This window comes from Paraburkholderia sp. BCC1885 (assembly GCF_900996235.1).
GTDB lineage: Bacteria > Pseudomonadota > Gammaproteobacteria > Burkholderiales > Burkholderiaceae > Paraburkholderia.
In genome coordinates, this window is sequence record NZ_CAAJGM010000153.1 from 1 (window position 1) to 452 (window position 452).

Below are 452 nucleotides of genomic sequence, written 5' to 3' on the forward strand. Positions count from 1 at the left end.
CGCGAGACGGCCGAGTTCAAGACCCCGCCGGCGCAGACGCCGTGGCAGGAGCTTTATCGGCAGACGGTGGGGCAGTTGTCGACGGGCGGCTGCCTGGAGCCGGCCACGCTGTACCTGAAGGTGGTGGAGACGCGCGGCAACCCGCGGCATTCGCACTGAGCCGGCGGCACGGGACGGAAGCCGGCGGGGCGCGATCCTCGTGGCGCATCGGGCGGCTTCGGCGGCCGGGGGCGGCCATCGCGTCGCGCCGAGCCACGCTGCTCATGGCTGGGAGCCGGCTGCCTGCCTGGTCGACTGGATAACCATCAGCACGTCGCCGGCTTCGATCGGAACGGGCGCTTCCTCGTAGAACGACATCAAGGTTCCGTTTCGCGCGAGGCCGATCACCGCCACGCCGGGGACCTCGTTGCTCCTGCGGCCCACTTCATGGGGTTCGGCCGGGCGTTCCTGCA

1 pseudogene is annotated in these 452 nt (G+C 71.0%); it reads right to left on the reverse strand.

Going from position 1 to position 452, the window contains the following annotated elements:
• Window positions 1-261: 261 nt before the first annotated feature.
• A pseudogene (locus FQ755_RS37360) lies at window positions 262-452 on the reverse strand (hypothetical protein); the annotation flags it as partial.